This is a genomic window from Bradyrhizobium sp. CAR08, assembly GCF_052871955.1.
In genome coordinates, this window is the sequence record NZ_JBIXJX010000001.1 from 570,164 (window position 1) to 591,411 (window position 21,248).

A 21,248-nucleotide genomic window follows, 5' to 3' on the forward strand; every position below is an offset into this window, starting at 1 on the left:
GCCCAGAAGTGCGAGGGCGATCGGTCAAACGGTTCCGGAATAGTAGACGGCGCATGCGATCGTCCTCAAGGATCGGACGATTCGGGAACCGGAAGCGCGAGTCGCGCTCAGGCGAAGCATCTGTGTTTCTCGCGGCGGGTCCGCGGAGATCGCGCTAGTCATGCTCATACTGTTCCGAGAGAAACTGATTGATCGCGTCGAAGGCCTGCAACCGGTTCTTCTCCAGCAGGACCATGTGCGTGCCTTCGCCGATCTCGACCCGTCGCCGATATCGCGCGGGTTTGTGCGCACTGAAATTGGCGTGCGTGACGCGTGCCCGTGCTCCAGGTCCACGCCGAGGGCACTAGGACGTGCGTATCAGCTGGTCACATGCTCCGCTGTGCGAGATAGACAAGAGGTGCGATTCCGACCGTCCAGGGCCGGTTTGACCCGCTACGGCTCTCGCCGCGACGGCGACGCATCATTTCCTGATCGTCCCCCTATGGAGGCTCGTTCTGAAACTTGACGCGTGCGCAATCAATTGCGTTGTCAGCGTTGCCGCCATCGCGCAGGCGCCAGGCCGAATTCACGCCTGAACGCCCGGCTGAATGCTTCTCCGGATCCGTAACCCACTTCCTCTGCGATTTGGTCGATCGGCTTGCGTGTTTCTCGTAGGCTCACCTTGGCTGCCTGAAGCCGCCAGATGGTCAGATACCGGATTGGTGGCACCCCGATCAGGGTTGTGAAGCGGTCGACGAAGGCGCTCCGCGACATCGAGACTTCTCTCGCAAGGGACTCCGCGGACCACGGCAGCCCGACGTTATGATGAATGGAGGCGAGCGCGCGTCCGATTTTCGGATCGGCAATCCCCTTCAGCCATCCTCCATCTTGATCGGTGTATGTCACGGAATATTGCCGCATCGCCTCTACGAACAGCAGTTCGGAAAGCCGAGACATCAGGTTTGACGAGGCGAACCTGCCGGCCGTCAGTTCGCCGGCTGCATATCGCACTGAAGCCTCGATCCAGTCGCGTGCGACCCCCTCGCGAATGTCGAGCTTCAGCACTCTTGGCAGGGCCGCGATCAACGGATTATAGGTTTCCTCGCTGCCGAGAAAACCGCACACGATTTGCGCCGGCTCACCGCCTCCGCCGTGCATAATTTTTGCCAGCCCCCCATCCGGTGACGGCTGAATGAGATGACGCGCGTTTGTCGGTACCAGACCCGCGTCGCTGGCGAGTGTATGAACATCGTTTCTGGGCAGCAGTACGATCTCGCCGGCCCGCACCTCGACTGTAGGTTCGCTGTCGACGCTGAGCAGAAATTTTCCGGCGATGACGAAGTGGTAAGCGATCAGCAGCGAGGGCTTGACCGCGAAGGTCACGCAGTCCTCAGCGACGATCTGCGTATGGACGCTCCACGGCGCGGTGAACCGCGCATCCAGAAAAATGCCGCCGGTCAGGCGAACCGATCGAAGCACTTCCGATAGCGGATCGATCATTAGGCTAATCTCAGATTTGGACGATCGGTCAACTGATCCGGCTGGGCGATCATTCACCGTGGCGGTCCCCGCGCTTATACGGGGCTCATGAATGAACTGCCAAGCAACCGATTCCTCCACGTTTCCTTGAGACGCTGTCCAGACGGTCAGGCGGACGCGGAACCGGTTGCGGAAGAATGGAAAAGCGGGACGCCACGACGGGGTTCTGGATGGCAACCAAGCAGACGGATATCCCGATCATGAGCATCGCGCAGGCTACCGCAACCGTCACGCCGTATATCGATTTCTGGAACGCGGTACTGGCTCCGAAATTCAATGCGTGGCGGCACATCCTCGCCGGCGGCCTTCACCTGCATAGCGCTGAAGTCTTCCCGTCGCTGCCGATCAGAGCCGGCGACAGGGCCCTGGATGTGGGATGTGGCTGGGGCGACACCGCAATTGAACTTGCGCGGCGCGTCGGACCGACCGGATCCGTCCTCGGCCTCGATTGCTGCAATGCCTTCCTCGACGTCGGCCGCGCAGATGCGAAGGAGGCAGGGGTGACCAATCTCAGCTTTCTCGAAGCGGATGTTCAGACCAATCCGTTCGAGCCGGTACATGATTTTTGCTTCTCTCGCTTTGGAACCCAGTTCTTCGAAGACCCAACGGCTGGCTTGAGCAACATGCGATTTGCGCTCAAGCCGGGTGGACTGATGACGATGGTCGTCTGGCGCGAACGGGCGGACAATCCGTGGCTTACACTGTCGAAGGAGGTTCTGCTTCGCTACCTGCCCCCCGTCAGGGAAGACGCTGCAACCTGCGGCCCCGGACCGTTTTCTATGACCGATCCCGAGGCCGTGACTCGGCAATTGATGATTGCCGGCTACGGCGGCATCAGGTTCGAACGGATCGATGCCGAAGTCTTGGTCGGGCGAGATCTTGACGAAGCGGTCGCGTTTCAGCTCGCGATCGGTCCCGCAGGGGAGGTTTATCGCGAAGCCGGTCCGAAGGCTGCTCGTTTGTTTGATACGCTGGTGGCGGCCTTGAAGGACGAGTTGAAACAATTCGTCCGCCCTGAAGGCGTGATGATGAATTCAAGCTCTTGGATGGTCACCGCGCAGAATCCGGGATCACCGCCGCGGCCCCGGGGGTGACGTACCCGCGCCAGTCGCTGCTCGAAATCTCTTCATTGTAAGCACCGCCGCAGCCGCCGCCGCGATCGGACGAATTGATGCAAAAAAATGAACTCTCTGGGAGAAGATTGATGGCAGGTCTAGTTGCGGTCCTCTACGGCACTGCCGCTTACGGTGTCACGCTCGTCGCCTTGCTCTATCTCATTGCCTTCACCGGGAACCTGGTCGTTCCAAAGTCTATCGATTCCGGGGCCATTGGTCCGGTTCTGGCAAGCATTGTTATCGATGTGCTGCTAATCGGAGTGTTCGCGATCCAGCACAGCGTGATGGCGCGTCAGGGCTTCAAGCGCTGGTGGACGCGAATCGTGCCGGCTTCGGTCGAGCGCAGCACCTACGTGCTGTTCGCCAGCTTTGCACTGCTGTTGCTGTACTGGCAGTGGCAGCCGATCCCCACGCCGGTCTGGACCGTGAACCACCCGGTCGCGGCGGGGGCGCTCGACGCCGTCTTCTGGCTGGGTTGGGTCGTGCTGGTGGTCAGCACGTTTCTTCTCAATCATTTCGAGTTGTTCGGCCTCAGCCAGGTGTTCATGCACCTGTTCGGTAAACAACCGCCCGAAGCCAAATTCCGCACGCCGTTGCTCTACCGGTATGTCCGCCATCCGATCTATCTCGGCATCCTGCTCGCAGTCTGGGCCACGCCTGCGATGACGGTCGGTCATCTGGTCTATTCGCTTGGCATCACAGCCTACATCCTGATCGGCATTCAGTTGGAAGAGCACGATCTGATCCAGCAGTTCGGCAACCGGTATCGCCGCTACCGCCGTCACGCGGCCATGCTCGTCCCGCTTTCATGCCGAAGCTTCGCCGCGTCCCAGGACGCCGACCCGAGACGCTCGTCAAGACAGGCCAATCAGTCCGCAAGCAGGGGTGGATTCAAGCGGCGCGGCGTCCGGTCGCAGCCGTATCGACACGGCCAGGGCGGCGTGCGCATCGCGTTCTGATCAACTCATTTCAACCTGCGGCGTCCGGCCAAGAGGATCACCGACCGCATGACCATCCTCCATTTGAAGGATGGCCGATATTCCCCGCGGCTCCGGTGGGACACGATCAAAATGATTTGAGCGCGATACCGGCTCGCTATCAGCGGAAAAGCTTAAAGTTGTCTCACAGCTATCCTCACACCGGGGGCGCGTCTTCGAATGAACAGGGTTTCACATCCGCGGTCGGTTTCGGAATCGTCGAAAGACAATTCAGATGATCAGCAGCAACTGAGCGACCTGATCAGCGTCATCTACGATGCCGCCATCGATCCCTCTCGTTGGGAAGACGCCATCGTCAGCATCGTGCAATTCGTTGGCGGCGCAGCAGGCGGGCTGTTCTGCAAGGACGTCGGTGTCCAGCACGCCACGGTGCCCCATCGCTTTGGATTTGACGTGCCGTTGCGGGTCGAACTCTTTCGGCAGATTTATTCCTCCGCGGAGGGGCACTTTCTCGGTGACCTCGAGCAGCCGATCGCGACGACCGATTTGATGTCTTTCGCAGCACTCACCCAGAGTGAACTATACCGGCAGTGGGCCGAGCCCTAGGGGCTTGTCGATTTTGTCAGCGCGGTTGTCGACAGGACCACGGTCAGCACAGCTATTTTCGGGGTCTTCCGCCACCGGCGAAATGGGCTCGTCGACGAGCACGCGCGCCGGCAAATGAGGCTGATCGCGCCGCATATCAGGCGTGCCGTCGTGATCGGCAAGATGTTCGAGTTCAAGGCCGCTGAACTCGCGACGTTCGTTGACACGCTGGACGGGCTCGGTGCTGGCATGTATCTCGTCGATCCCGGTGGACGTCTCATTCACGCCAATACGGCCGGCAATGCCATTCTCGACGCTCGTGATATTCTGAGTTCCGTGGGCGGGCGGCTGGTCGCCAGCGATCCTCAGGTCGACCGCACCCTGCGAGATGTCTTCGCCACCGCGGGGCAGGGCGATGCCGCACTTGGTATAAGGGGCATCGCGTTGCCGCTGACCGGCAGGGAGGGCGACCGCTATGTGGCCCATGCATTGCCCCTCACGTCAGGCGCGCGTCGGCGTGCTGGTATTGTTTACACCGCCACGGCGGCCTTGTTCGTTCGCAAGGCGTCGCTGGCGGTTGCTTCTATTCCCGGAGCCATCGGCAGCGCGTTCAAGCTGACGCCGACCGAACTCCGCGTGTTGCTGGCCATCGTCGAGGTCGGTGGCGTTCCTGAGGTCGCTATGGCGTTCGGGGTCGCCGATAGCACGGTTAGGACGCATGTCAGCCGGTTGTTTGAAAAAACAGGCACCGCGCGCCAGGCGGATCTCGTCAAGCTGGTTGCAGGCTATACGACGCCCCTGGCGGGATAGGAGAGAGGGCGCTCATTGCAGCACCCAGAAGCAGCAAATATTTGCGCGCTCCTCCCACATTCGCAGGACGACACCCAAGCAGTGGTTGTTCAGGATGGCATGCGTCCGGCCAGCATGCAGTGGGGTAGGTGATCAGGCGTCCCTGCCTCGCCGCATCTGGACAGGACTTGGGAGCGCAGCATGTCCATTGAAGTCGAGGGCACGGTTTCTGCGGCGGGGCACGGACGTCAAGCAGGGGCGGCGGCGCGCAGAATAGTGATTTGTGCCCTGGCGGCGACAGGAATCCTTGCGATCAACATCTTCTTGCCTTCGCTGCCGGTCATCGCGGCCGATTTGCATGTATCCAGCGCGGCGGTCACGTCGGCCTTCACGATCTTTCTGGCGATTTTCGCCATAGGGCAATTGATTGCCGGCCCGCTGTCGGACCGGTTCGGGCGACGCATGCCGATTCTGATAGGGCTCGGAATTTTCATCGCCGGTACGATCTGGTGCGCTTTCGCGCGCGATCTATCGAGCCTGCTGATCGGCCGATCAATGCAGGCTTGCGGCGCATGTGCGGCTTCGGTGCTTTCACGTGCGATCGCCCGGGATCTGTTCGATGGCCAGGCACTTGCAAAGGTCATGGCCTCGATCACCATGGCAACCGCGGCCGCCCCAGGCTTTTCACCGCTGCTGGGGAGTGCGCTCGATCTATTCTTTGGCTGGCGCTCGGAATTTGCCTTTGTCGCGGCCTTCGCGCTCTGCACGGCTTTGGCCTATGCGACCTTCGTCGGCGAAACCAATGACGGCGCGCGTCGTTCTCTGAATCCGCTCAAAATTGCCGGCTTCTATCTGGAGCTTGTTCGGGATCGCCGGTTCGTTGCGCCTGCTAGAACCGCTGGACTGGTGATGGCCGGTCTTTTCGCGATTTTCTCCAGCGCGCCGCGGGTGCTGCTCGAATCGTTTGGATTCTTGCCAATCAAACTTGGTGAGCTATTTGCGGGCGTGGTCTTCCTGGTGTTTGCGGCCGGCATGCTGGCGCCTAGGCTATCGGCGCGGGTTGGTTCCTGCCGTGCGACGTCGGTCGGCTTGGGACTAACCGTCCTCGGAGGCGCCGGGCTGCTTTGCGCGGTGCTGCTCGCGAACGGCGCGCTGCTGCCATTTCTGTTAGCGGCTTCCGTCTTTCTGTTCGGCGTGGGAATAGTGAGCCCGCTGTCGAGCGCGGCAGCGCTGTCGCCGTTTGGCAGCAAGGCCGGTATCGCCGCAGCCCTGTTCGGATTCTCGCAAATGGCGGGCGCTGCATGCGGTGCCTCTCTCGCGGCGATTGTCGCCAGCGATCCGGCCGTCGGGCTAGGAATCGTGCTGACAGTAACGTCGCTCGTGGCGGTTATCCTTCACGAGCGGCGCTAATCTGAGGTGGATCTTGCCGAGAACACAATGGGTTTGGTGTGAGGTTCTTTGCGGCGCCCTGGCATGCCACTATTGTCGAGCGGCGATGGCCGTGATCTCGAGTTTGACGCCGGGACCGAGATCCGCCACGCCGATTGCGGCGCGCGCCGGCAGATGAGCCTCTGCAAAATGCGCCTTCCAGGCCGCGTTGAAGTCTGCCTTCTCCTTGAGGCTCGTCATGTAGATGGTCACCTGCAAGACGTTGCTCAGATCGGATCCGAGGGTCTTGAGCAGCTGCGCCAACTGCCCGAGGACGTCATTTGCCTGGCCCGACATGTCGAGGCTCGTGTCCTCTGGGACGATTCCACCGATGTAGAGCACGCCATGATGCTCGACCACTTCGTGGAGCAGACCCTCGTAGGGCAAGACGCGCTTGATCATGATGGGACCGATGTTGTGTGTGACGGGCGGCATATCGCACATTTCAATGTCAGTGTCGTCGCAAAGAGATCTCGCGCCAAGTCTCACCGAAAGACGGACCGCGCGGCTCTGAATGCAACCGACTAAAGCGTTGAAAATAAAAGCACAAATTGGACGAAAAATCGCCGCCGGGTCGTTCCTGCGAACGTTCGCCAATCTGTCCTTGCACGAGCGCCCGGCATTTTCGCCGGCCCTGACCCGACGACATCGAAGCGCGGATCGCTATACTGCGACGCGGATGACATCGGTGCGGCCGGGACAGTGCCGCGACCGGAACAAGGAATGCGACGATGGACGATACGATTGGCTTCCCCGACCCCGGCCTCGACCTGTCCGACGGCTTCAAGCCGCACACCTCGCATTGGGGCGTGTTCTCGGCACGTCAAGGCGAGGCCGGGCTCGAGGTCAGGGCCTATGCGCGCGATCCCGATCCGAACCGCATCATCGACAATTTTCCCGGCGCGCTACGCCATCAGGCGCGCATCACCCAGCCGGCGATCCGCCGCGGCTGGCTCGAACGCGGTCCGGGTCCGGACGATCGCCGCGGCCGCGATGAATTCGTATCCGTCAGCTGGGAAAAGGCGCTCGATCTGCTCGGCGACGAGCTGGCACGCATCCGTGACACGCGCGGCCCCGGCGCGGTGTTCGGCGGCTCCTATGGCTGGTCGAGCGCGGGCCGCTTCCACCACGCCCAGAGCCAGGTGCATCGCTTCCTCAACATCGCCTTGGGCGGCTATGTGCGCTCGGTGAACTCCTATTCCTCCGGCGCGTCCTCGGTGCTGCTGCCGCAGATCCTCTGCGGCTACGAGGATATCACCAAGCGCAATGTCACCTGGGAGCAGATCGCGGCTGATACCGACATCGTGCTGGCGTTCGGCGGCATGGCGCTGAAGAACTCGATGGTCGCAGGCGGCTCGATCAGCAAGCATGTCGAGCGCGGCGCGATGGAAGCTGCGCGCCGCCGCGGCTGCGCGTTCATCCTGGTCAGCCCGTTGCGCGAAGACCTGCCCGTCGAGGCCGGCGCCGAGTGGATGACCTGCGTGCCCGGGACCGACACCGCGCTGATGCTCGGCATCGTTCATACGCTGATCGCGGAGAACCTGCACGACCAGGCCTTCCTCGATCGCTACACCGAGGGCTGGCCGGTCTTCCTGCGCTATCTCACCGGCGAGAGCGACGGCCAACCCAAGCACGCCGAATGGGCCGCCGCGGTCTGCGGCGTCGACACCGACACAATCCGCAAGCTGGCGCGCCGGCTCGCCGGCAAGCGCGCGCTCATCACCGTCTCTCATTCGCTCCAGCGCGCCGAGCATGGCGAGCAGCCGGTGTGGATGGGCATGGTGCTGGCGGCAGCGCTCGGCCAGATCGGCCTCTCCGGCGGCGGCTACGCCTATTCGTTGGGGGCAATCGGCTATTACGGTCGCCGCGTCAACGACGTGCCGGGGCCGACATTAGGGCAGGGCCGCAACGCTGTCCGCGATTTCATTCCGGTGGCGCGCATCGCCGACATGCTGCTCAATCCCGGCAGCGCCTATCGCTACAACGGCGAGACGCGCACCTATCCGGATATCCGCCTTGTCTACTGGGCCGGCGGCAATCCCTTCCATCACCACCAGGACATCAACCGCCTGCGCAAGGCGTTTGCGAAAGTCGACACGCTGGTCGTGCACGAGCTCGCATGGACTGCCACGGCCCGGCATGCCGACATCGTGCTGCCCTCGACGATGACGCTCGAACGCGAAGACATCGGCTATTCCAGCAACGATCCCCTGATGGTCGCGATGCACCGGATCGCCGAGCCGTTCGGCCTTGCGCGCGACGACTACGAGATCTTCGCCGATCTCGCCGACCGTCTCGGTGCGCGCGAGCCCTTCACCGAGGGGCGGACGTCACGTCAGTGGCTGGAACATCTTTATGAGCCGACCCGCGCCTCGCTCGAAGCGCGCGGCCTGGAAGCGCCGAGCTTCGAAGAGTTCTGGCGGCGCGGCAGCCTGGTGGTGCCGCAGCAGCCCGACGACGGTGGCCGGCTGCGCCGCTTCCGCGACGATCCCGTCAATCATGCTTTGCCCACGCCGAGCGGTCGCATCGAAATATTCTCTGCCAAGATCGCAGGTCATGGTGATGCGGATTGCCCGGGCCATCCGGTCTGGCTGGAGAAGTCCGACACGCCCAAGCCGGGGGCGCCGTGCTTCCTGGTCGCCAACCAGCCCGTGACGCGTCTGCATAGCCAGCTCGATTTCGGCGGACATTCGCTTCAAAGCAAACATCGCGGCCGCGAGGTCGCGCGCATGAACCCGCAGGACGCAGACGCACGCGGGATCAAGCACGGCGACATCATCCGGCTGTTCAACGCGCGCGGCGCCTGTCTCGCCGCGGTCCACGTCACCGACGGCATCGCGCTCGGCGTGGTCCAGCTCCCGACCGGCGCCTGGTACGACCCGATGGACCCCGAAGACGACGCGCCGCTCTGCGTGCACGGCAATCCGAACGTGCTCACCCGCGACGTCGGCACGTCGTCCTTTGCGCAAGGCTGCACCGGTCAGCTCACGACAGTCGAGGTCGAGAAGTTCACCGGCAATCTGCCGCCGATCCGGGCTTTCGATCCGGTGTAGAAAAAAAGGGGCCGTCCTGTGTGGGTGCAGGGACGGCCCCGAGTGGCTCGCAGGCCCGGGAGGATGAGGGCGCGAGCGAATGCTTACGCGGCTGCGCTGATCCAGTCCCTCTCCGTAGCAGGACGACGCGGCGGGAGTGCTTGCACCTCTCGCCGTTCGCCCTTGCTGGCGAGGCGCCAGCGTGCCGGGGATTGATCGGTGATGCGCTTGAAGACAGTCGAAAAATGCGCCTGCGTGCTGAAGCCGACGGCGAGTGCGATCTCGGCCAGCGGCCGCTCGGTGGTCGCCAGCAACGTCTTGGCCTGCTCGATCCGGTGATTGAGCAGATATTCGCGGGGGCGATAACCGGTCGCGACGCGGAATTGCGCCGCAAAGTGCATTCTGGACAGGCCGGCGACATTGGCGAGCTCGGACAGGCTGATGCAGCGGTGGAAATGATCGGCGATATATTGCTCGACGCGCCGCAGCCGCCATTTCGGCAGGGCATTGACCTTGGCGCGTGGCAATTCCAGCCGCGCCAGATGCATCGCGAGGGTTTGGCCAATGCAGCGCGTGAACTCGTGGTCCGCGGCGTCGCCAAGTTCGATCAGCGCCTTGGCAAGCTCGGCCGCGAGCGGATCGCGCAACAGGACGAGATCATTCAAACCTTCAGTTCCGGAAAATTGTGCCGGAAATTGATCCGCGGAGATGTAAAAGTGCAAGAAGGCGCATGGCGACTGGAATTGTACGGCGAGGGGCTTTGACGGCGCGGTGAGATACAGTGTGCCCGCGGGCATGGTCCCGTCGAAAATGACCTGGCGATCCCGGGTCAGTTTCGCGCGCGTGGTCTTGAGGGCGATGCCGACGAAATAGCGATCCTCGGGCGTCGTCGCTTGGTGCGACGAGGTGCTCCGCGGGTCTTCCCATCGCGAGATCGCGATGTCCTCGGCCGCCGCTCCCGTGCGCGGATCGATCTGACGCCATTGACGCTCCCGAATGATCGCGTGTGTTGCCCGGGGGAACTCGCAATCCCCCGAGGTGCCCGGAAATTCAATCCAGGCATCACCTGCCTGCAAATTGGTCAACATCGTTCGTCCTCTCCGGGCGTTCTCCGCTGTTTGCAACCAGCAAACGCGCAAAGCCCACGTTTTCCATGGTGAGAGGATAGGCGTGAGCTGACCTGCAAGCTCGTTAGTGGTGATTAGGATGTGTTAGTTTTTGTGGGAGCGCATCAGGTGCGGCATCCCGTCTCAGGAAGCGTCGTTTTTGTACAGTTTATCAGACATTTGCGTATCCCCGACACGACTCAGGAGAGCACCGGTCATGGCGTGGAGATCGATGTGGAGGTGTGAGTTCTGTGGGTTGCCCTCGCTGGACCTCGCACTGGCGCCGGGTATAGTCGCGCCGCATTTCGCTGGAGCGGCCGTCAAGATGAGCCAAAAGTGATCGAGCTCTCGGCAGGACAGGGCCCCCGCGGCCGCGACGCCGCGGCGATCCCAGATTTCGATGCCGTCGCGTTCGGGCCATTTTCGCTGCGGTCGCGGCTGCTGGAGAAGGATGGCTTGCCGGTCAGGCTCGGCAGCCGTGCGATGGATATTTTGCGCCTGCTGGTCAGTCGCGCCGGCGAAGTGGTCCCGAAGAACGAAATTCTCGGCTATGCGTGGTCCGGACTTTCCGTCGAGGAGGTCAGCCTGCGCGTCCATGTCGCGGAGCTGCGCAAGGTGCTCGGCGACGGAAAGGATGGTGCCCGCTACATCACCAACATCCCGGGCCGGGGCTATTGCTTTGTCGCGCCCGTGCGGCGTGGCGGGCGCGCGGAGGTGGCTACACCGGCGTCGCGTGTGCCTGAAAGGGCCGCGCCGCCACCGTCGCTACCGCGCCGATTGGACCGGATGGTCGGGCGAGAGGACGCCGTGGCCGAGTTGGCAGCGCGCTTGCTCCGCGATCGCTTCGTCACGCTGCGAGGGCCGGGCGGCATCGGAAAGACCACCGTTGCGACTGCGCTCGCGCACGAGATGTGCGATAGCTTCGACGGCAACGTCCATTTCCTCGAATTCGGTCCGCTCAAGGACGGAGCGCTGGTCGCGAGCACGGTTGCAGCCGCGTTGGGCCTCGTCGTGCACCACGAGGACCCCTCGGCCAGCATCGTCAATTTCCTGCGCGGCCGCCGGCTGCTTCTCGTGCTCGACAGCTGCGAGCACGTCATCGAGGAGGTCGCGCGCCTTGCAGAAAACATCTACCGGGAGGCGCCTGGCATCGTCATCCTCGCAACCAGCCGCGAGTCGCTGCTGGTGGAAGGCGAGCAGATTTTCGAGCTCGTTTCGCTCCCCGGTCCGCCGCAGGGCACCCGCCTCAGTGCCGGCGAGGTGCTTGCTTATCCCGCCGTGCGCCTGTTCGTCGATCGCGCCGTCGCGGCGGGGCATCGCGACGACATCACCGACGAGGATGCCGAAGTCCTGGCCCGGATTTGCGGCAAGCTCGACGGCATCGCGCTGGCGATCGAGCTGGCTGCCGCACGTGTCGGTCTCTATGGACTGCGCGAGATGGCGGCGCTGCTCGACAACCGGCTGCAGCTCGAATGGCGCGGGCGGCGGACGGCGCCGCCGCGGCAGCAGACGCTCGGCGCTACGCTCGACTGGAGTTTCGGTCTGATCGGCGAGAGCGAGCGGATCGTATTTCAGCGCCTCGCCGTCTTCGCAGGTCACTTCACGTTGAGGGGCGCGATAGCAGTCGCGGCCGGGGCGGAGATGGCGGAGGATCGCGTCGTCGAGGCCCTGGAGCAACTCGTGGTGAAGTCGCTGGTTTCCACCCAGCCGGACGGCGCATCGCGGCGCTATCGCCTGCTCGACGCAACGCGTGCCTATGCCCTGCAGAAACTGGCCGACGGCGGACAGCTGGCGCAGATCGCGCATCGTCATGCTCTCTATGTTCAATGCACGCTCGAAGCGGGCATGAGGGACAAGGAGGGCGGCGATCATGCGTCACGTTTGCAGGAAAGCGCGAGCCTGCTCGCCGATGCCCGCGCTGCGCTGCAATGGGCTTATGCCAACGACGACGGCGCCGGCTTGCGCGTGCCGCTCGCCGGCAGCTGCACAAGGCTGTTCGTCGAACTCAATTTGCTGAACGAGGCCCGCATCTGGTCCGATCGCGCACTCGCAATGCTGGACGAGGCCGACCGGGGCGGCGCATGGGAGCTCGAACTTCAGTCGACGCTCGGTCACGCCTTGATGTTCACCGAACGTAACAGCGAGCAGGCGGAAGCGGCGCTCAGGCGCGGGCTGGAAATAGCGGAAGCGCTTTCCGATCACGCCAACACATTCAGGCTGTTGTCCCGGCTCAACATGTTCTACCGCCGGACCGGTCGCTATCGGCATCTGGTGCCGACTGCGCTTCACGCCGAGCGGATTGCCCGCGTCATCGGCGATACCGCGGGCATCGCCGGGAGCAAAGCGCTGCTCGGCGTGTCATATCACCTCGCCGGAGACCAGGCCGCGGCGCAGGCTCATCTCCACCAGGGCCTGCGAGACGACGCTGCGCTCCGCGGCACCCAACCCGGGCATTTCGCCTACTCACGCACACCGCAAATTCCGCTCGCGCGCGTGCTATGGCTGCGCGGCTTTCCCGATCGTGCGCTCGAATGCATCCGGCCGCTGGTCGGCGCTTCGGCGCCGCATGACGTGGTCATGCATTGTATCGCATTATGCTGGTCCGCTTCGGTATTCGGCTGGCTCGGCGACTGGTCGTCGGTCGAGGCGATGACCGGTCGTCTGACCGCGCATGCGAGCATGCACGGGCTCGTGCCTTACGAAGCCGTCGCGGCGGGTTTTCGGGCGCAGAGCATGATCGCTCGGGGCGAGGCGGCCGGCGGCGTCGACCTGATGCGGAGTGCGCTTCCACGCCTGCATGCCGACCGCTACGAACTCTATGCCTCGGCGTTCGCCGCGGATCTGTCTCGGGGCCTGGTCAGCTTGGGACAATTGACGGAAGGCATTCAGGTTCTTCACGAAACCATTCTGCGGGTCGAGCGGGAAGGCGGCGCGTTCGACATGCCCGAGCTGCTCCGTCTGCGGGGAGAGCTGGAGGTCCAGGGCGGCAATCCCGACGCGGCCGAGGCCGATCTTGTCGCCTCGATCTCGCTCGCCGAACAGCAGGGCGCGCTATCGTGGCGGCTGCGAGCCGAGATGTCGCTGGCGCGGCTTCGAACCCGGCAGCATGTGCAAAATCCGCTCGAACAGCTCGCTCAAACCTATGCCCGGTTCTCCGAAGGGTTCGAGACCGCCGATCTCATTGCAGCACGACGCATGTTGAACGAACCGGGGGCCTGAACAGTCGATACGACCGTCTCTTCTCGCTGCTGAGCGCGTCCATCAGCGCTCAACCCTTGTGTCCAGCCAGCTGCCCCAGGAAGTCGCGGACAAGCAAAGCGATCTGTCGGTGGCTTCATCCAGCGCGAAGTGGCCGGCTTCGAGAATGTGAACCTCGGCATCCGGCACGTCGTCGCGATAGGCCGTCGCGCCTGCGACGGCGAATGACGGATCGTATTCGCCCCAGACCACCAGCGTCGGTGGCCGCGTCTGGCGCAACCAAGCCTGCCATTTCGGATAGGAGGCGACGTTGGTCCGGTAATCCAGGAACAGCGTGGTCTGAATCTCGGCCTGGCCGGGACGCGTCAGGAACGCGTATTCGTCGATCCAGGTGTCGGGGTCATAGCGCTCGGGACGCGGACTGGAGCCGAGATGCCGCTGACGCGTCGCCTCCAGGGACGTAAAGTTGGCCTTGAGCGCCTCGACCTCGTGCGCCGGGTCGGCCCAGTACTTCCTGCGCGCATTCCAGAGCGGGCTCAGCCCCTGCTCGTGCGAAACCGCGTTCTGGACGATGACACCGCGGACGCGTTCGGGATGCGCCAGCGCCATGCGGAAGCCGACAGGGCCTCCGTAGTCCTGCATGAACAGGACGTAGTCGGTGAGGCCGAGCTTCGTTGTGAGCTCGCCGATCACGGCGGCGATGTTGTCGAACGTATAGGTGAAGTCGCATGGCGGCGGCGCGCTGCTGTTGCCGAAGCCGGGATAGTCCGGCGCGATGAGATGATATTTGTCGGCGAGCAGCGGCATCAGCGGCTCCCACATCCGCGACGACGAGGGAAATCCGTGGAGCAGCAGCACCGTCGGAGCGTCGGTGGGCCCAGCCTCGCGGTAGAAAATCTCGAGACCCCGGATATCGGTCTTGTGATAGCTGATCGAGCGCCGGCTCGATCGCAGATCCTGTGCCGAGGCCTGCACGGTCGCGCAGGCCAAAGCGGCCGAGAGGGCAAGAGTGGCTGGGATGTTCATGTCATCGCTCCGAATCCGGCATGTGAAGTGAAGATGTGTCGCAAGTAGGGGACATCCGCTTGTGACGGCGGCGTCGAGAGGCACCATCGCGGGCGCCTCTCGCGATGTGCCGCATCTGGGCTTTACGACGCGCGCGCCAGCGGCTCGCCCTTCAGGGCGGCGAGCAGGGCCTGCGCGGCCGGACCCGAGGAGTGCGGGTTCTGGCCCGTGATCAAGAGGCCGTCGGTGACGACGTGAACGCCCCAGTTTGCCGTCTTCGAGAAGACGGCGCCAAGCTTCAGCATTTCGTCTTCGACCAGGAAAGGCACCACCTTGGTGAGGCCGACGTCCTCCTCTTCACCATTGGTGAAGCCGGTCACCTCCTTGCCCTGAACCAGGGGCTTGCCGTCGGGCGTCTTGACGTGGCGCAGCGCACCAGTCGAATGGCAGACGACGGCGACTGTCTTGCCGGCGGCAAGGAAGGATTCGATGAGCTTGACCGAGTCCTTGTCCTCGGCGAGGTCCCACATCGGGCCGTGACCGCCGGGATAGAAGACGGTGTCGAAATCTCCCTGCTTGACGCTGTCGAGGCGAACCGTCTTGTCGAGTTGGGCTTCGGCGGCGACCTCGGCCTCGAAGCGTAGCGTCAGGTCGGTGCGGAATTCGCGCTCGTTGCTCTTGGGGTCAAGCGGCGGACGGCCGCCTTTCGGCGAGGCGAGGGTGATCTCGGCCCCGGAATCCCTGAAGATGAAATAGGGGGCGGCGAGCTCCTCGAGCCAGAAGCCCGTCTTGCGCCCGGTGTTGCCGAGCTGGTCGTGCGAGGTGATGACCATCAATATTTTCATGACCGTTCTCCTTGAGTGCGTTTGCTCGATGACGCGCTCCATTGCGGTGGAGATGCGCCGAGCTGGGTCTCGTTCGAGCACGTCACGTCGTTCGTTGCTCGCGAACCCAATCTGCGCTCAAGGCCGACTGTTGGCTCGTTATGTATTGTTAGACGTTGAGAGTTGGAGATATCGCGCGGGCCGCTACTCGAAGACGGCGTCAAAGATCTCGACATCCATCAGCACGGGCTTGGCGACCACGGTTCCGTCGGGCCGCAGCGTCTGCGCGCGTCGGAGCGTCGGCACCACGATGCCGCCGAAGCTGTCATGGGCCCAGGAGTAATGCGCGACTTTCATTCCGAACAGATCGTGATCGGTCCGCCGTTGCAATGCGTTCTCGTCGAAATAGAAGATCTGCTCGGGCGCGAGCGTGATCAGGCTCGGTGGGAATTGCGCCCGCAGCCGCCGCCATGACTCGTTATTCTCCTGCCACGGCGGCAGCTCCTCCACCAAGACATCGGGATGGGCGAGCAGGAATGGATTGGTCAGATAATTCCAGATCGCGACGCCGCAGAAGAAGACGAGATGCAGCTCGCCCGCGAGCGCGGGCGAACCGGCCTCGGTGAACGCAAGACTCGGATTGCGCCAGGTCCGCAGAATCTCACCTTCGAGGCTTTCGATCGTGATCGCGTCCGGCTGAAACGAGCCGGAGTGTTCGCCTCCGGTGATGCCGGTGAAGCGGACCGATTGCGTGCGGGTCGAGCCCTCCGCCGTCACGTCCTTGAATTCGCTGGCATGTCCGGTGCTGGAGAACAGCGTTCCCGCGACGGAGAGGTGAAGCGTGAACCGGCTCAAGCTATTCCAGCGGGCCATTCCGCCGCTGGCATCAATTACATCGTCAAGAAGCGCCATGTCCCGCCATATCCACCATGAAGTGCCACCACCATGGCGGGGCGGATGCGGCTTGGCGTGTTAGAATTTGTTAGGAGTTGCGAGCGGATAGCCTTGCGGTATCTCATTGAAGATACTCTCAATTCAGGGCCGCAAGGAGCTCCCTGGCGGCGACGAGATCACGGGTCTGGAGGCCCTCCTGGTACCGCGCGACGAGGGGGGCGAGCAGGGCGCGTGCGTCGGCGGCTTTTCCGGCCCCGCGCCAAACCCGGCCGAGACTAATTGCTCCCCGCAGCTCCCAGCCGAGCGCGCTTTGGCGGCGTGACAGATCGAGCGAGTCCAGGAAGCAGCTTTCGGCTTCCGCGGCATTGCCCGACCGGGCGAGGATGTCGCCCTTGACCCTGAGCATCTCCGGCATGTCGAAGGATTCGCCATGATCGGGGATCTCTGCGATGGCATCGTTGATGGTCTGCAAGGCTTCGTCGGCCTGGTTCTGCGCCACAAGTCCCTCCGCGAGCGCGGTCGCAAACACCGTGGTCATGATCCGGTGTCGCGTCGCGTACAGCGTGGCCTGGCTGCGGCGGAGGTGCTCGATGCCGGCGGCGACGTCGCCGCGGCGAAGCAGCAGCTCACCCTTCTGGCCGATGCCGACCGCGTGATAGGGCCCGAGGAAGTGCCGCGCGGAATGATCGATCAGCCGCTCGATCAGGATTTCCGCATTGGCCAAGTCGCCGACCCAGAGGAACACGTAGATGGTCCAGATCAAGGAAATACCGAGAGTGAGCGGCTGTTCGAGCAGCTCGGCTTCGCGAACGGTGTATCTCGACGCCTCGATCGCACGATCGGGCCGGCCGGTGAGCCAAAGCCCGCGTGCCAGCGCCACCAGTGCGACGATGCGGTCGTCATAGCCGAGATGGCCGATATTCAGCCGCTGCGAGCCGGGATTATGCAACATCGCGCTCTCGCAGAGCTGCACCGCCTTGTCCTGGTTGCCGATCAAGTGATGGGCGACGCCCAGCATCCATTCGACGTTCAGCGTGCTGGCGGGATCGTTCAGCTTCCGCGCGACGCTCTCGCCTTGTTCGCCGGTTCCGAGTGCTCCGTGAAAATCACCGACCCTGGTGAGATAGATGTGTAATCCGCGCAGCAGCCAGAGCTGCCAGTGCAGATCCTGGAGCTCCCGGGCAAGCTGGAGACTGCGCGTGAATGCCGAGCGGACCGCTTCGGTATTGCCCTGCGTGAACATCGCGGAGACGCCGAGCGCGGCCTGCAAGATCATTTCGTTGCGGCCGTCCACCGCGCTCGCATCGAGCGACGCCAGCGCCTCCTGGGTCCAGCGATAGCACTCCGTCAGCAATGTCAGCTCGAGAAAGAATTGCGCTGCCGACGCCGCCAGATCCACGCCGATCGTTCGGTCCCCGCCGTCCGAAAAGCTCCAGGTCAGCGCGGCCCGGACATTGGGCAGGTGGTCGGCATAGGGAAGAAAGCCGCCGGCGCTCTGCATGCCCGTGGATTTGAGGGCGATGTCGCGCAGGAAGTCGCGGAAATATTCGGCGTGGGCGCGTGCGACGCGGTCAGCTTCGCCGTTCTCGACGAGCTTCTCCGCGACGAAGGCACGTGTGGTGTCGAGCAGGCGATAGCGCAGCCGCCGCTCCGCAGGCGAGGTCGCGATCAGCGATTTGGACAGCAGATTGGAGATCGCCTCGGCGGCTTCCGCCTCGCCGATGCCCTGACAGGATGCGACCGCAAGCGCGGCTTCCAGCGTGAACGGTCCGACGAACGCCGATAATCCGCGCAGCGTTGCGCTTTCGGCTGCCGGCAGCAAATCATAGCTCCAGGCGAGCGCCGCACTCAGGGTGTGGTGCCGCGGCACAGCGGTACGCCGCCCGCGCCATAGCAGTGAGAAACGGCTGTCGAGCAGAGAGGCGGTCCCGGCAATGCCATAGGCGTTCACGCGCCCGGCCGCGAGCTCGATCGCGAGCGCAATGCCGTCCAATCGACGGCAGATGTCGGCCACGAGCGGCGCATCCTCTTCGCTGAGCTCGAATTCGCTCAGGCTCTCTGTAATGCGTTCCACGAAGAGCTGAGTTGCGGGATAGGCTAGGATATCGGCGATGCCGAGTCCGTCGCGCTGTGGCGGGCAATCCAGTGGAAACAGCCGATGGACACGCTCACCGTCGGCGCGGAAGGATTCGCGGCTGGTGGCGAGAATATGGAGCCCGCCCGCTTCCCGGACGATGCGTTCGGCCAGGGGGGCGAGATCGTCGAGGATGTGCTCGCAGCTGTCGAAGACCAGCAGCATCCGCCGGTTGCGCAGGAACGTCAGCAACCCCGGCATCGGGTCGTCGGAATTGACCGTCAGGCCCAGCGCGGCCGCAATCGTTCCCGCAACGAGCCGGGTCTCCCTCAGTGCGCCGAAATCGACAAAACACACCTGGCCGTCGAAGGCCGGGAGCTCGCGATGCGCCACCGCCAGCGCGACCGAGGTCTTGCCGATCCCGCCGGGGCCGACGATCGTGACGAAGCGATGCAGGGCAAGCTCGGCGGATATTTTCTCGACCGCATCGTCCCGCCCGATCATCTTCGCGAGCGGCGAGGGCAGCGAGCGCGGCGCAGCAACGGGCAGGCTGGTCCGGTTCTCCGATGGGGCGGCCCGGAGCAGCGCGGCCGTGAAGCAATAACCCCGTCCGGGGACGTTGACGACGTAGCGGGAGCCTTCGCCCGGATCGCCCAAGGCCTTGCGCAGCGTCGTGATGTGAAAGCGCAGGCTGCCTTCGTCCACATTCACATCGGCCCAGACCCGCCGGATCAACTCACGCTTGTCCACGACCTCGCCGGCTCGCTCGGCGAGGCAAACGAGAATGTCCAGAGCACGGCCGCCGAGGTGAACCGGCGCGCCGTCCTTCTCGAGCAGCCGCGTCTTTGCGAACAGCCGGAAAGGCCCGAAAGCAATGGCCGAATCCTGGTCGTTAGTGTCCGGCACGGGCCAATCATTCCAGTGAGAGCTGAACTCTGCACTTTGATCTAGCAGAAGGGAACCCTGAGTAAACTGGTCGAAAGTGGCGAAATCGCGTGGAGGGTGCCGGCAATTGGCCGTCGCGCGGGGCGATCCGTCGCAAATTGTACTCAAACGCGAGCATCTCGCGAAGCGATCGGGACAACCCGGCAGCGTCCTTGACCGCCCAGCTCACAATTCGGAGTCTGGTCGTCGTACCGCCATCATAACAGAATCTTGCAACGTCTAACGAGCAATACGCGCGAACTGCATCCAGTATCTGTCCCGAGTTTGGCGTTAATTCCAACGGGGAGGCTACGATGTCAGGTATCAATGCTCGGCCGAATGACGACGTCGTTCGATCTCAATTTATGGCCAGTTTGGACGATCAGTCGCGTGACTGGCAGCTCGTGCTGCGGGAATCCCACCATCGGATGAAGAACACGCTGACGATACTGGGTGCGTCAGTCCGCCGCGATTTCACCCGAACGGGTACCAAGGACGTATCCCTTGCGGCGGACCGGCTCGAGCGGCGCATCGTCGCCTTCGGCAGGCTCTATCAACTCTTGTCCGACAATGACGACCATACGGCGATCCCGGTGGCGGCCTTCTTCGAAAACCTGTGTGGAGCGATTTCCGAGGCGGTGCTGGAGCCGGCGGGCATCCGCTGCGAGGCCGCGATCGAAAGCGGCACGCTGCCGGCGTCGCAATGCCATCGGGTCGCGCTGATGCTGACAGAGCTGGTGACGAATGCGGCCAAGCATGCCTTCCCGGACCGGAATGATGCGCTGATCCGCATCGAGATGGCCAATCGCGAGAGCGCCTGGTTCTGCACGGTAATAGACAACGGGATCGGCGCGACCGGGCCGCTTCAGGGCACCGGCAGCCGGATTCTCGAAGGACTCGCACGCAGCATTCACGCCCGGTTGCAGGGCGAGGCGGGAGAAGACGGCACACGCGTAACGATCGTGATGCCGATCGCAGCTAATTGAAGCTCGTGTTAGATCCAACCCAGGGAGTTCGATATGGCCACCACCGAAATCGACCGCGATGCCGCGGCCAAGCCTTCAAACAAGTCTTCTAACACGTCTGCGAACAAGCCTTCGACATCGCCTAGCGTTGATCAGAGGCTCGAGGTGATCGTGATCCCCGTGTCCGATGTCGATCGCGCCAAGGCCTTCTACGCGCGCCTCGGTTGGCGACTGGACGCCGATTTTGCCTCCGGCGATGATTGGCGCGTGATCCAGTTCACGCCGCCAGGCTCGGCCTGCTCGGTGATCTTCGGCAGGAACGTGACGGCGGCAGCGCCGGGCTCGGTGCGAGGCCTTTACCTGATCGTCTCCGATCTGGAGGCGGCGCGAAGGGATCTGCTCGACCGCGGTGTCGAGGTCAGCGCTCCATTCCATGGTGCCGGCGATGTTCACGCCGGAACCGACGAGCCTTATCTCTCCGGCAGCGTTCGGGTGAGCGGTGCTGACCCGAAGCGCGGCAGCTACGGCTCATATGCGTCGTTCAGCGATCCCGACGGCAATGGCTGGTTGTTCCAGGAGGTCACGACGCGATTGCCGGGACGGATCGCGGGCGGCGGCACGACATTCGCTTCGCAGGCCGCGCTGGCCGCAGCACTGCGCCGCGCGGCGGCGGCCCATGGCGAGCACGAAAAGCGGACCGGCGGGCACGACGAGAACTGGGCCGATTGGTACGCCGATTATATCGTCCGCGAGCAGGCAGGCGAGCCGCTGCCATCCTGAGTTGGGCAGCACGGATTCTTCGACTGATGCAAGCCGACACGGCGCGCGATGACTGAGCTCATCGCGCGCCGTG

General features: G+C 63.5%; 15 protein-coding genes and 1 pseudogene. 9 read left to right on the forward strand and 7 right to left on the reverse strand.

Going from position 1 to position 21,248, the window contains the following annotated elements:
- Positions 1-528: 528 nt before the first annotated feature.
- Entirely contained in the window at positions 529-1,479 is a 951-nt protein-coding gene (locus tag ACIPUD_RS02620; RefSeq protein WP_085395395.1) for an AraC family transcriptional regulator, read from the reverse strand.
- A gap of 209 nt (positions 1,480-1,688) precedes the next feature.
- Between ACIPUD_RS02620 and ACIPUD_RS02625 the strand changes: the two genes are divergently transcribed.
- The 5 genes from ACIPUD_RS02625 to ACIPUD_RS02645 all read left to right on the forward strand — a co-directional run bounded on the left by ACIPUD_RS02625 (position 1,689) and on the right by ACIPUD_RS02645 (position 6,355).
- The gene (locus ACIPUD_RS02625) at positions 1,689-2,612 is read left to right on the forward strand and encodes a class I SAM-dependent methyltransferase (RefSeq protein ID WP_240543173.1); all 924 of its coding nucleotides are present in this window, start codon (positions 1,689-1,691) and stop codon (positions 2,610-2,612) included.
- 77 nt (positions 2,613-2,689) lie between these two features.
- On the forward strand, positions 2,690-3,592 hold the full coding sequence (gene mddA, locus ACIPUD_RS02630; protein WP_198957638.1) for a methanethiol S-methyltransferase: 903 nt from the start codon (positions 2,690-2,692) through the stop codon (positions 3,590-3,592).
- A 198-nt stretch (positions 3,593-3,790) separates the two neighbouring features.
- Positions 3,791-4,177, forward strand: a complete 387-nt coding sequence (locus ACIPUD_RS02635; protein WP_446480062.1) for a hypothetical protein — start codon at positions 3,791-3,793, stop codon at positions 4,175-4,177.
- Positions 4,178-4,291: 114 nt separating this feature from the next.
- Entirely contained in the window at positions 4,292-4,966 is a 675-nt protein-coding gene (locus tag ACIPUD_RS02640; protein WP_039801392.1) for a helix-turn-helix transcriptional regulator, read from the forward strand.
- A gap of 180 nt (positions 4,967-5,146) precedes the next feature.
- Positions 5,147-6,355, forward strand: a complete 1,209-nt coding sequence (locus ACIPUD_RS02645) for a multidrug effflux MFS transporter (protein ID WP_446480063.1) — start codon at positions 5,147-5,149, stop codon at positions 6,353-6,355.
- A gap of 69 nt (positions 6,356-6,424) precedes the next feature.
- On the opposite strand, the gene ACIPUD_RS02650 is transcribed toward ACIPUD_RS02645, so the two are convergent.
- Positions 6,425-6,817, reverse strand: a complete 393-nt coding sequence (locus ACIPUD_RS02650) for a RidA family protein (RefSeq protein ID WP_018460353.1) — start codon at positions 6,815-6,817, stop codon at positions 6,425-6,427.
- A gap of 287 nt (positions 6,818-7,104) precedes the next feature.
- On the opposite strand from ACIPUD_RS02650, the gene ACIPUD_RS02655 reads away from it, so the two are divergent.
- Positions 7,105-9,426, forward strand: coding sequence for a molybdopterin guanine dinucleotide-containing S/N-oxide reductase (locus ACIPUD_RS02655; protein WP_446480064.1), 2,322 nt, complete (start codon positions 7,105-7,107; stop codon positions 9,424-9,426).
- An 83-nt stretch (positions 9,427-9,509) separates the two neighbouring features.
- On the opposite strand, the gene ACIPUD_RS02660 is transcribed toward ACIPUD_RS02655, so the two are convergent.
- Positions 9,510-10,493: a helix-turn-helix domain-containing protein gene (locus ACIPUD_RS02660; protein ID WP_018460351.1), complete on the reverse strand. Its 984-nt coding sequence runs from the start codon at positions 10,491-10,493 to the stop codon at positions 9,510-9,512.
- Positions 10,494-10,847: 354 nt separating this feature from the next.
- Between ACIPUD_RS02660 and ACIPUD_RS02665 the strand changes: the two genes are divergently transcribed.
- A complete protein-coding gene (locus tag ACIPUD_RS02665) occupies positions 10,848-13,730 on the forward strand; it encodes an ATP-binding protein (protein ID WP_446480065.1) in 2,883 nt (960 codons plus the stop codon).
- A gap of 49 nt (positions 13,731-13,779) precedes the next feature.
- Here the strand turns inward: ACIPUD_RS02665 and ACIPUD_RS02670 are convergent.
- The 4 genes and pseudogenes from ACIPUD_RS02670 to ACIPUD_RS02685 form a co-directional block, all read right to left on the reverse strand.
- A pseudogene (locus tag ACIPUD_RS02670) lies at positions 13,780-14,735 on the reverse strand (alpha/beta fold hydrolase).
- 122 nt (positions 14,736-14,857) lie between these two features.
- On the reverse strand, positions 14,858-15,559 hold the full coding sequence (locus tag ACIPUD_RS02675; protein WP_446480066.1) for a type 1 glutamine amidotransferase domain-containing protein: 702 nt from the start codon (positions 15,557-15,559) through the stop codon (positions 14,858-14,860).
- 183 nt (positions 15,560-15,742) lie between these two features.
- Positions 15,743-16,450: a hypothetical protein gene (locus ACIPUD_RS02680; RefSeq protein ID WP_085348991.1), complete on the reverse strand. Its 708-nt coding sequence runs from the start codon at positions 16,448-16,450 to the stop codon at positions 15,743-15,745.
- Positions 16,451-16,568: 118 nt separating this feature from the next.
- Entirely contained in the window at positions 16,569-19,412 is a 2,844-nt protein-coding gene (locus tag ACIPUD_RS02685) for an ATP-binding protein (protein WP_446480067.1), read from the reverse strand.
- A 332-nt stretch (positions 19,413-19,744) separates the two neighbouring features.
- Between ACIPUD_RS02685 and ACIPUD_RS02690 the strand changes: the two genes are divergently transcribed.
- Complete coding sequence (locus tag ACIPUD_RS02690) at positions 19,745-20,416, forward strand: sensor histidine kinase (protein ID WP_446480068.1); 672 nt, start codon at positions 19,745-19,747, stop codon at positions 20,414-20,416.
- A 33-nt stretch (positions 20,417-20,449) separates the two neighbouring features.
- Positions 20,450-21,175 (forward strand): VOC family protein, encoded by a 726-nt coding sequence (locus ACIPUD_RS02695; protein WP_446480069.1) that lies wholly within the window; start codon positions 20,450-20,452, stop codon positions 21,173-21,175.
- The last annotated feature ends 73 nt before the right edge of the window (positions 21,176-21,248 follow it).

Coding starts and splice junctions, on each gene's coding strand:
- ACIPUD_RS02675 (WP_446480066.1), bottom strand. CDS start 15,559: ATGAAAATATTGATGGTCATCACCTCGCACGACCAGCTCGGCAACACC.
- mddA (WP_198957638.1), top strand. CDS start 2,690: ATGCAAAAAAATGAACTCTCTGGGAGAAGATTGATGGCAGGTCTAGTT.
- ACIPUD_RS02680 (WP_085348991.1), bottom strand. CDS start 16,450: ATGGCGCTTCTTGACGATGTAATTGATGCCAGCGGCGGAATGGCCCGC.
- ACIPUD_RS02660 (WP_018460351.1), bottom strand. CDS start 10,493: ATGTTGACCAATTTGCAGGCAGGTGATGCCTGGATTGAATTTCCGGGC.
- ACIPUD_RS02625 (WP_240543173.1), top strand. CDS start 1,689: ATGGCAACCAAGCAGACGGATATCCCGATCATGAGCATCGCGCAGGCT.
- ACIPUD_RS02690 (WP_446480068.1), top strand. CDS start 19,745: ATGTCAGGTATCAATGCTCGGCCGAATGACGACGTCGTTCGATCTCAA.
- ACIPUD_RS02620 (WP_085395395.1), bottom strand. CDS start 1,479: ATGATCGATCCGCTATCGGAAGTGCTTCGATCGGTTCGCCTGACCGGC.
- ACIPUD_RS02645 (WP_446480063.1), top strand. CDS start 5,147: ATGTCCATTGAAGTCGAGGGCACGGTTTCTGCGGCGGGGCACGGACGT.
- ACIPUD_RS02640 (WP_039801392.1), top strand. CDS start 4,292: ATGAGGCTGATCGCGCCGCATATCAGGCGTGCCGTCGTGATCGGCAAG.
- ACIPUD_RS02695 (WP_446480069.1), top strand. CDS start 20,450: ATGGCCACCACCGAAATCGACCGCGATGCCGCGGCCAAGCCTTCAAAC.
- ACIPUD_RS02650 (WP_018460353.1), bottom strand. CDS start 6,817: ATGTGCGATATGCCGCCCGTCACACACAACATCGGTCCCATCATGATC.
- ACIPUD_RS02655 (WP_446480064.1), top strand. CDS start 7,105: ATGGACGATACGATTGGCTTCCCCGACCCCGGCCTCGACCTGTCCGAC.
- ACIPUD_RS02635 (WP_446480062.1), top strand. CDS start 3,791: ATGAACAGGGTTTCACATCCGCGGTCGGTTTCGGAATCGTCGAAAGAC.